General features: G+C 47.1%; 6 protein-coding genes. 1 reads left to right on the plus strand and 5 read right to left on the minus strand.

Features of this window, described 5'->3' with window-relative positions:
- The 5 genes from mads7 to mads1 form a co-directional block, all read right to left on the minus strand.
- Complete coding sequence (gene mads7 / locus K1V27_RS19025) at positions 1-1,653, minus strand: methylation-associated defense system protein MAD7 (RefSeq protein ID WP_258931637.1); 1,653 nt, start codon at positions 1,651-1,653, stop codon at positions 1-3.
- Position 1,654: 1 nt separating this feature from the next.
- Positions 1,655-5,854 (minus strand): methylation-associated defense system protein kinase MAD6, encoded by a 4,200-nt coding sequence (gene mads6 / locus K1V27_RS19030; RefSeq protein ID WP_309574031.1) that lies wholly within the window; start codon positions 5,852-5,854, stop codon positions 1,655-1,657.
- Positions 5,842-7,251: a restriction endonuclease subunit S domain-containing protein gene (locus tag K1V27_RS19035; protein ID WP_258931638.1), complete on the minus strand. Its 1,410-nt coding sequence runs from the start codon at positions 7,249-7,251 to the stop codon at positions 5,842-5,844. Before K1V27_RS19035 ends, mads6 begins: the two co-directional genes overlap by 13 nt.
- A gap of 158 nt (positions 7,252-7,409) precedes the next feature.
- Complete coding sequence (mads2, locus tag K1V27_RS19040; RefSeq protein WP_435051680.1) at positions 7,410-9,533, minus strand: methylation-associated defense system DNA methyltransferase MAD2; 2,124 nt, start codon at positions 9,531-9,533, stop codon at positions 7,410-7,412.
- Between the two features lie 122 nt (positions 9,534-9,655).
- On the minus strand, positions 9,656-9,937 hold the full coding sequence (gene mads1 / locus K1V27_RS19045) for a methylation-associated defense system helix-turn-helix domain-containing protein MAD1 (RefSeq protein WP_258931641.1): 282 nt from the start codon (positions 9,935-9,937) through the stop codon (positions 9,656-9,658).
- A gap of 227 nt (positions 9,938-10,164) precedes the next feature.
- Between mads1 and K1V27_RS19050 the strand changes: the two genes are divergently transcribed.
- Positions 10,165-10,349: hypothetical protein (locus K1V27_RS19050; protein ID WP_258931642.1), on the plus strand; the 185-nt coding region annotated here is incomplete at its 3' end.

Below are 10,349 nucleotides of genomic sequence, written 5' to 3' on the forward strand. Positions count from 1 at the left end.
TCAAGCCTCTTGTTGTTTCTCGATTTGGTATCTTGGCCTAATCCGCTGCATGATGTATGCATCGCTCAGAACATTGAAAAATCCTATTTCCCTTAATCGTTCTTTAAGTCGCAAGATGTTGCTCTTGAAAGCCTTGTGAACCACGATACCCGACGAACTGAAACGATCACTCCCCACGCCGTTGATCACTATGCCGTAGCGGTTTTCAAGCCAGTGCACAAAAGAGTCAATCAGGATCGGCTCTGAACTGAATAAGGATTCCCCATTACCACCCTGATGGGGCCTAAGCACAGACAATTGCACCAAAGTTTCCAAAAGTCGGCTCGACAACCAAAACCGTCTTCGATACTTTCGGCTTCTTCCCAGCCATATGAGTCCAGTTTCACGGTTGCTTTGAAAAAGACTGTCCAGTAATTCCCTATGATATCTATAATGGAAGCTAGCTCTCGCCTGGGTCACAACCTCGACAAATGTATCGAACTCGCTTAATTGCAGATCCAGAATTGGTTTGAAGACATCGATAATCTCTTCCTGGTCGGAGTCTTTCAAATTTGCGAAGAGGTTTTGCTTGCGTATTTTGAAATAGGAATTCCAATCGACGCCGCCTTTGTTTATTGCGGCTAGCGCCTCATCAATATCTTGAAGACGCTGAGCATCCGATTTGGACAGAAACTGCAAGGCCATATTGATGGCAAAAGTAGCACGTATGTAATCGTGGATCCTTGCGTAATAAAACGTCGCATCTTCGTCTGCCAGTTTCGCCATATCCGAGGAAGGATCGTTGCCACAGTCCACTACGAACTGGACCTGATATGGGCAGTTATGAAACGGCTGTTCCATTTCTCCGTTGGCGGAACAATCGCGGCATTGAGGATGCCTTTCTCCTTGTTTCACCCAGTCTGGCAACATCTTGAAAAGCTTTAAAAGATAAAGGCCCACGTGCATGCCAATTAGAGTCCGTAGATATTCCAGAAGCACATGCCGTGGAACTGCTCTCTGGTAAACCAACAATTTTCTCACATCATCGGCAAACACCCTGGCTTGTCCCGGACAAACACAAGGACGGGGCTTAAATGTATGATCACCGGATGGTTGTTCTTTGGCCATCTCTTTTTCCACAATTCGAAGAATGCCCAAAGTATCCAGATCCACGGCGTCACCAGGGTCCAGAGCGTTGGTGAGGTCGTTCCATCCCCGCCCTAGAAAGTCTCTCAGTTTGCCGACAAGATCCACGTGCGACTCCTGGAGCATGCTATATACTTGCTCGGAAACATTATAGTCACGTGCATGCTTTGGATTCCTATATTTGTAACTATTGAGGTGAATCGCCCGGAGGGACACGACGGCCTCTTTTTCTGGATTACCGCGGTTTACCAGGTCGACTAAGTTTGCAGTGACCCACCACCGCAGTTTATCTTCATTCCCGGCAAATCCTTTAACAACACCGTCTGCTTCCCTCTTGACTAAATGCTTTATGAAAGTCTCTATGGTTACGGGTTTCCTGCCTACCTTGGCAGCAGGGCGAACGCCGTGATATTTGATCAGCATAAAAAGATTCAGCAAGACTCTTTCCAGGTCTATGGTCTTAGCATCGCCTGCAAACAAAAGAGGGTTGCGGAATTCCTGATCTGGCTTGGTCAATTTGAGTGCCATTTCACACTTTCTCCAAAACAAGCTGGTTCTTATCCGTTGCCTTTATACTGTAAAATTTGCGGTGGTCCTCTGTGATAACGACACTTCTGTACGGCAAATGCTGGAGCGTATTCTTGAAGATAATCAGCTCGATATAACGGCCATATAGATCATTGAGCGAGGGAGTGAAACCTTGAGCCACGTAGGTCAAGAGTTCAAAAAGATCTAAATTTACTTCCAGACTCACTTCCTTGCGATGCTTGTGGCGCAAGATGAATCGGTCCTGAGTATGTTCCAGATAATTTGCCAGTCCTCCCAATTTGGGCACATGGATTTCAAAATCGTTTTCAGGGAAGAGCCGCAAAGAAGTCCACCGAGGATCTTTTTCATTAGTGGCCGCCACACAGATATTGTTCCTAGCAAGGTCCTTATTTCTGCATCCCTCCCCTAGAGAAACAGCTTCAATAATGGTTGTTCGAGCTTTTTCCGTTGCTTTCTCGGAGCTTCCGGCAATCACCTCGACAAACCAGCTAATGTGCCTGTATGGTAGCCTTTTATGAGTCTCCTGACTCCTTCCTTCAAAAAAGAACTTTCGGACCGCAAGTGCGTGGTGTCTTTTGATCAGAGCAAGGGTCTCTTCGTCCCTTTCAGCTGGAATTCCTTCACGCATTGCAGCATGCATTTGTTCGAGCACTTGATGAGGAAAGTCATGACGATGATTCTCCATAACAAGAACGGGCATCTCGTCAAGTGGCAGGAAGTGTAAATCGCGGTCCACCCCGGGCTGTGCAACTCGGCCCACATCGATCGTCCGCAAGAGCCCTACCAACCTGTCCAATGCTCCGGTATCATTAGCTTCTTCGGTAATATTCCAGTAGCTATGACCGATGTAGTTCAGCCGCTCAACATCATTGCCGATTTTGTTTAGAAGCTTTGGGATGTCTTCACAGCCGCAGTCTCGGCAGATAAGGAAGGAGAGAGCGGAACGAAGATCGCGCATGGTGATATGAAGTTGCCGGCGCAGATGGACCGCTTCAAATATTTTTCCCAAACGAGCGCGGATTTCCGATCCCGCAGCAGGGTCTCCGAAACTCATAGAGTTGTAGTGGACGAAGCATTCGGAAGCATGATCACAGCTCTTGCAAGACGCCCAGAATTCCTCTTTGAGGAAAGCTCGCAATTGCTTTTCCAGGATGGACGGCGTTTCAGAATCGCCTGCAACTACCGATCTCCAGTTCAAGTTGACCAAAATCATCCCGGCAGGCAGTTGGACATCGCCTCGCTCGTTGAAATATTGGTCAATCACTTCATAAAGATGGCCATACTGGGTTGCCCGATCAGGCTCACCCATGAACTCCATCAGCCGCCCTTCGTTGATAGCCAGAATCCGACCCTCTTGAGTCAGGGAAAAGTCTTTCAACCCGGCAAAGATCCTCAGAAAACGTGAGAGCACTTCGTCATTTTTGATATCCCCTTCATCTTGCGAACCGTCGTAGTTGCTCTCAAAAGGAATACCTCCAATAGAAAAGCGACTTCCGTTCTTCGACGGCAAAACTTCGACACCCTTGGCCTGGGCTTCCAATTGTTGGATAAAAGCGGTTTTCCCATCACCCGCATTTCCTGTGATGATAACGAGCCGATAATTTCCGTGCAGGATAGCAGGTATGAGCTCTTCATCCAATCTGGTGGGGATGTAAGTGTGTTGCGCGACTTCATCCAGGCCGCGTGTCCCTGCGTTACTGAATTTTGCCTGGCTGAAAAGCCGACGCAGTCTCTTCACGAAGGGATTATAGTTTTTGAGCCCCTTTTCTTCTTGAGTGAGCTCGAACGTCTGCGGCATTTTCTCAGGATGGCGCAGGTTGTAGAAAGGTCCATGGGAGATAAGTTCAAGAGCGTCTTCCATCTCGTTTGCCGTTTTGAAACGGGCATCCATGATTGGTTGGACTGCTTTAAAAAGAAATTCAACAAACGGTTCCGAGAAGTCCTCACATCCAGCGATATCCCAAGGGTGGATTGGTGAAGCATCAGTCCGCGGCTCGCCATTCGGGTAAGGGTGTTTTTTACAGACCAGTTCATACAAGGTGACACCTAAAGCAAAAGTGTCTCCGGAGTCGTTCCAGTTGATTTTCGGCCCCTCAATGAGATCCGGAGCGATATATGGCCAGGTTCCTACAAAAGTTCTACATTGACGGGCTTCCTTGGCGATGTTGAAATCAATGAGCACAAAACTCCGCTCTGGAACCCAGATGATATTGTTTGGTTTGATATCACGATGATAAAGTGGCTTGCCTCCGAGAACGCCCGAGCGCAACTCACCCTCATGCAGATAGCGAAGAGCGCCCAAAATATTCTTCGCTAAATCAATCACCTGAGGAATCGCCATTTTCTTCTGGCCCCAGGCATATTCACCCAGTGATTCTCCCTCCAGGTACTCCATAGCGATGTAATAACGCCCACCGGGAAGTCGGCCGCTCCAGTGAACTTTGACTATGTTCGGGTGAACCAATTCGTTGAGATATCTGAATTCATCAATCAAGGCATCCAGCGGCACACTTTGATTGTTGACTTTGAGCGCGTAATCCTTGTCGTGCAGCACGTGGGTTGCTTGATAAACCTGGGCGAAGCCTCCACTCTTGATGTGACGGGTGATTCTGTAATCGCCTATCCGTTCCCCAACCTGGAAAATTCGATTCGGGTCAGTCAGTTCATTCACTTTTGGCGATGGTTCCGGTAAAGCTGAAGGAGATAGACTTGCAGGGGAAGGCGCCTGCTTCAGATAAAAATCCTTAAGGAAGCACTCTGCATCTTCATAGCGGTTTTTCACGTCTGCAGCGTATAGCTTTGATATCAGCTCATCTATCCATTCTGGAAGTCCGGCAACGGCCTTCGACGGCAATTTGTCTCCGGAAAGAACACCGCCGGCAGCTTCGAATGACTCCGGACTGTCGTAAGGCACATCTCCGCAAAGCAGTTCGTAAAAAATGGCTCCCAGACTGTAAAGATCCGATGCATCATAGACGTCGTACTGGCCTGCCGGGAGTGCCAGTTCGGGCGGAAGGTAGCGGCGATCCAGGTTAGCAGACCTGGCCGACCATACGGTGTGATATTTTCCTTCCACCATGTATGCACGATCAAAGTTCATGATCTTGGGACCGGAAGCCGCCATAAGAACGTTCTCCGGCCGCAGGTCACGGTGCACGATGCCTTTCCCATGGGCGGCCTGAAGACCCTGAGCAATGCCTTGCACGATGCCGAGCTTTTGGTCCAGGGTCAACGTCCCTTTGCTCATAACCATCCTGAGCGTCCCTTCTTCCGCCCAGTCCAAGACTTCGACCAGTTGGTCGGCTTCATGTTCATGAAAACCTTTCAGACTGACGATGTTCGGATGCGAACCGATGGTCTCCAGGGCTTCAAAATCGCGCATGATCCTTTCTTCAAGCAGTTTTTTCTCTTCGGGGCTTTTATAGAGGGGCAGCGTGAATACGCGCAGACGTTTGAGAGGCCCTTTGCCATGGCCGTGAATGGATCGTCCCAAATACTCGATCAATCCTTCCTGGATGTGGAGGGTTTCCTCCACTCTGTATCCTTCGATGATTTTGGGGCCATCTGAATGGGCTTGCCCTTTCCCAACAATGGCTTCGACCAGGTCCTTTTGAAACAAGGCTATCTGGTCCTCGGCGACCTTCTTAGGGGTCGAAAGCCGCAGTGGGTCTTTCAAATAACTCGAAAGACTGGAGTCCAAGGCATAGCTGGTGAATTCGCAGTTGCCTTGCAGATCCAGAAAGACGTTCTCGCGCGCGATGACCACAACTCCCTGGTACCAAACTTTCGTGTAGAGGTCGGCTCCCGCTTGACCCATGAGCGTGCGAAGAACCTGGCATTTATAGTTCAAGGTTCGGTGAGGGTTCTTGCGCTCACGCTTGCCATTGAGATACCAGAAATGGTCATTGCCCTCTATGCGAGGCCCCCAATCTTTGATCTCGACTACATAGACCGCATGAGGCGCGATAATGATCGCATCGATTTCGAGAAATCTGTGAGCTCCGGTGTCTGGAATCTCAATATTGGGAATAACCACATACTCGTTTACGCCACCCTTAAAACCATCCATTTTCGGCATAGGCGGCAAAGGGGGAAGGTTCTCCACCAGGAATTGAATTGCCCTCTGCTCACCTTCGTTGACTGGGCCGGAACCGTGTGGAGGAAGGATCAATCGAGCCATTTGGATAGCTCCTTTTGTATTAGACCGATTGCAGTATCTTCTAACTCAGCAGCCCGTTCAAAATTGGAAAAAGCGTCAATAATGCCTCTACCTATAAAATGGCGTAAATCTCGATTGGGCCAGATGATGGGAATCGTTGATACCATTTCAGGAACAATTCGCGGAATGGCGCTCCCGTAATTCAGTCTCTTGATAAGAACCTCCCCGATTGAGGATGACAAATAAGCATAAATATAACCAGCATCATTAACATTTTTTGCTTCAATCCTCATCAGATCATCACCACAAAAAATGCCGGACAATCTATCAAGGACGATCAGGGGACGGCCAAAATTACCGTCTGTTGAGCCGGCTGCTGGAAAGATGACCATGCCTTTTCTTAAAAGGAATTCTTGGATTAGTGGTTGCTTATGGGATAAGTAGTATTTGGGTTTAGGGTTTAACTGATAAGGTTCTGCCTGCCCCATGAATGGAATGCCATTCTTATGTTCAATCCTGTGCCTCTTAAATATTGGAGGTTTAAATATTCTAAATGTAACATCGCCAAGGCGGGACAGTATATGCTTATATTTCTGTATCATATCTTCAATTTTCTTGGCTATTTCAGAAAAGTAATCCGCTTTGAATCGGTTAACCTCAATCAACTGTGAACTCGTTACTGATCTTGTTGAGAAAGAATTAAATACTTCTATATTATTTAAGGGGATTTTCAATTCATTAAACAGTTTGTTGATAAATCTATCTTTAGTGTTATAGAATTTGTCCCTTTCGAAATTTGCTGCTATAATAAAACTATTAATCTCCATCATTATATTGTTTTCTAATACTGGTACAGGAGTTGAATAAATGTGGTGAGCTTCAATGTGTGGTATAACTGACCCGTATGTGTTTCTGGAGATAAGAGCCCTACCTAAAGTAGTTGACAAAAATGCAAATAAATAGCCCGGTAAAATTTTGTTCACATCAGGAACGATTCTAAGCAAATCAGGGGAACCCAAAGACCCCATAAAGTACTCAGAAATATAAACAGGATTTCCGATAATGCCCGAACAGGTTACCACCACCATTTTTGGTTTTAGTAGGAGTTTATGAACGTTTCGAGTATATTTACGAGAGAGGAATTTGCAGTTATTTAAAGGATCATTCTGTGTTATCCCAGCCCCAGTCAAATACGGATAACCAGTTTTCTTGCTATTAACAAATACTCTTTTGAAGCGACTAGGAATGAAAATACCCTGTTGCCCCCCAAGCGTAAGCTCGTATAATTCTTTTTTCTTCATCTTGCTTTGAAGAAAAGTTAGGCATTCCCCTTGCCCAGGACCACAATAAAACGAAGCGTCCAAGCGTTTTGCTTCCTCGTAAAGCGTCGTTGAATAGATTCTTGCACTCGACGGCATGTGAAATTTTCCTCCACAGAAAAGCTTACTTAGTACCGAGGGGCAGACAGGATTAAGATAGAATATTCCGTTTCATTACTCTTTCATTTTCTATCAACTGCGTTCTACCAAGCTAAACTAAGCAAAATTTTGATCTTCAATAGTTCTTATGGACTTGTTCATTCAAGCCTGCGATCTTTGCTTGATAAGTGTAAAAAATCCTTCCACTTTGTTAATACCTTAGGCAGGTCATCATCGATCTGCCGCTCATATATTTTCAATTCCTTAGTTTTGCGATTACCGTTTGCATCCTTCCGTAACTCTTCAATTACCTTTGGGAATACCAACTCGGCCCCATCTTCATCGCGGACATAAATGGGATTGCCACGCCGATCTTTACCCACCTTTTCAGCTATGGCCATGAAAACATCATATTCGGCAGGCGTGGTCATGAGCTTTTCCTCATACGTCTTGCGTTGCAGGAAAAGCAAAGAAGCCTGCACCCCGACTTGAGGGAGAAAAGCCTCAACTGGAAGGTCAATGGATGCCAGGACTTTGGTATTTTGCAAAATCCAATACCGGACATACTCCAGGTCCGGGTTGCCAAGAATACCATCGGGCAAAACAATCGCCATTTTGCCGCCTTCCCGGAGGAACTGAAAACAACGTTCGATAAAAAGAATTTCAGGCGGCTGGCTGCTTTGCAGATCGCCCGTCTTTCGCCACTTGCCGTCCAGTTTGCTCCAGCGATAGCCAAGATCGTAATTTTTGAGGATTTCGGGATCATCTATCGGGATTTTTGCTCCAAAAGGAGGATTCGTAAAGACGAAATCGAAATAGCCCAGGGAAATTTCAGGGCTCTTTGTCCCGAGGCCCGCTTGCCGCTCCCGAAGGCATTCTTTAAGCTCATCCAAATCTTTGTCGGCCCCATCGGGATACTGCAGGCTGTTCAAGCAAAAGATATTGCCATGTCCATCCCCGGACATAACCATGTTCATCCGAGCAGCTTTTTTAAGATCGTCGTCGAAGTCGATGCCAAAAAGCTTATCCTGAGCGTATTTCTTGGCCCTCGCCAATACCGCCGGGTCGCTGTTGGCCCGGTCGGAAAGTAAAATGCCGGTCTCTTCAGGATACAAATGTCTCGCGATCTTGCGGCGGACATGATCCAACACCATCACCAAAAAACCGCCGCTTCCACACGCAGGGTCAAGTACATAATGCTTTTCCGCCGGGTCCATCATTTGCACCATCAACCGGACGATGTTTCGGGGAGTGAAAAACTGCCCTCTCTCCTGCTTTAAGGTATTGGACACAATAGCTTCATAAGCCATGCCCTTGGCGTCGACGGATGCATCCAAAAAGCTGTAACGGGACATTTCGCCGGCGATATAGGCGAGGACCCGATCATTCAGACTGATTGTCTCATTGCCGGAAAAGACGTCGCTATACTCGTCCGACTGTTTGACTTCCTCAAAGAGCCCTCTGATCCTCTCTTCTATCCGGCTCAAACCCTCTTGAGTGTTTCTTTCCTTCACCCCAACCCAGAAGCGTCGCCGGAAAGTCTCGCCGTTTTTCTGACAAATTTCTCTTCTTCTCTCGTCGTAGATCTTGCAAAAGATGATATAAAGCAGTTCCCAGAAAGCGGTTTTAACCTTGCCCTGATTGCCGTAGATGTAGTCATGGCAGCGTTTGAAAGTGCTCAGGAGGGATTCGCCCGCGGCAATGCGCAGCATTTGCCGATCCGGGCGGTCCAGGTCCTCCAGGGATTCGTCTTTGCCCGGAAAATCCGAGATCTCCTCAAAGATCGGATCGGGTTCGTGTTCTTCATAGCGCTTTTGAACGTAATAGAGCTCCGACCCATTGGTCCATAACCCAAATGCACAGCCGGGGTTTTCTTCGCTCTGCTCTCCAGCCACAGATCCGAGGGCGTCATAGAGGAGATTGATGCCGTTCTTTTTATCAGTGGCTTTGGTTTTATCCGGAAGGATCATGGCGGTCCGGATAATATTTTCTTGCACATGTTCTAAATTCTCTCCAAAAACCACCAGGCTCAAAGTCATGCGCCGCGTCTTTCCGGTATTCGGATCTAAGTAGGCGACCTTGAAATCTCTTTCCATATCCTCTACACGGAAACCATATTCGCCGGATAGACTCCGCGCGACCATTTGCAGTGTCTTCTCTTTCGGAGTGGCCTTCATTGGCTTTCCGCTGAGGATGCAGACCAACGTGTTTTCTCCGGATGCAAACACCTCCTCAGAAGATTCTACTTGGTTATCTCCGCCTTCCAATTCATCAACACTCATAGATCCGCCCCCAATAAACTTTTTCAAGACAAACAAGATCCCAATGCCGGCATACGACGACGATAAGAAATGACTTCGGATCTTTGGCAAAAATAATTGACTGAACGGCTTAAAAAGTAGCCTCAGTTCCTTTTCTTCTTCGCATTTTGCAAAGCCCGTGAACGCGGTGTGTCCTTCTTGCGCTCTTCGATCCAAAGATCAATGTCTTCGCGTTTGAAGCGCCAAACATTCCCAAGCTTGAAAGCAGGGATCTGCCCTTTTTGCGCCCAATCGTAGATGGTTCTCTCTTTTATCTGCAGATATTCGGCAACTTCCTGCAGGGTCATCAGCCGGTCTCTTTCTAGATCCTGCCCGGTCACCACGTGTCCCCCTTTTACCCCTTTAAAAACAAGGGAATTCACCATTCCGTCATCTCACCCAGCTAGTTTACATGGATACTTGAGGATAAGTAAAATGTCAACAAACAACATCAATACAAAATATTTGACATTTAATGACACTAAATGTCAATATATGACACATTATACATCTGATATGTTTTCGAGGGGAAAAAGCCAAGATCACGGAAGAACATGAATACAGCCTGCCGGTACTCAGGAGCTAGCAATCAGAATAAAAGGAGGGGCACAGAATGGAGATCATCACACACAAAGCGCCATTTCTTTGGTTTGATCCGCGAATCCAAGAGGGTCTTAATGTTTATGAAGAATCTGGGCCACTTTTTCACATTTTGAGGGCTTCCGAAAGCGTTTGTGGTGTTTTGGATAGCCCGGATGATCAGACAGTCAAGGTTCTTAGGGAACTTCTTTCCCAAGA

The organism is Desulfoferrobacter suflitae, assembly GCF_022603395.1.
GTDB lineage: Bacteria > Desulfobacterota > Syntrophobacteria > Syntrophobacterales > Syntrophobacteraceae > Desulfoferrobacter > Desulfoferrobacter suflitae.

What these genes read in the sequence shown, in the direction of transcription:
- mads7 (WP_258931637.1), bottom strand. Translation starts at nt 1,653, where the DNA reads ATGGCACTCAAATTGACCAAGCCAGATCAGGAATTCCGCAACCCTCTT.
- mads6 (WP_309574031.1), bottom strand. Translation starts at nt 5,854, where the DNA reads ATGGCTCGATTGATCCTTCCTCCACACGGTTCCGGCCCAGTCAACGAA.
- K1V27_RS19035 (WP_258931638.1), bottom strand. Translation starts at nt 7,251, where the DNA reads ATGCCGTCGAGTGCAAGAATCTATTCAACGACGCTTTACGAGGAAGCA.
- mads2 (WP_435051680.1), bottom strand. Translation starts at nt 9,533, where the DNA reads ATGAGTGTTGATGAATTGGAAGGCGGAGATAACCAAGTAGAATCTTCT.
- mads1 (WP_258931641.1), bottom strand. Translation starts at nt 9,937, where the DNA reads ATGGTGAATTCCCTTGTTTTTAAAGGGGTAAAAGGGGGACACGTGGTG.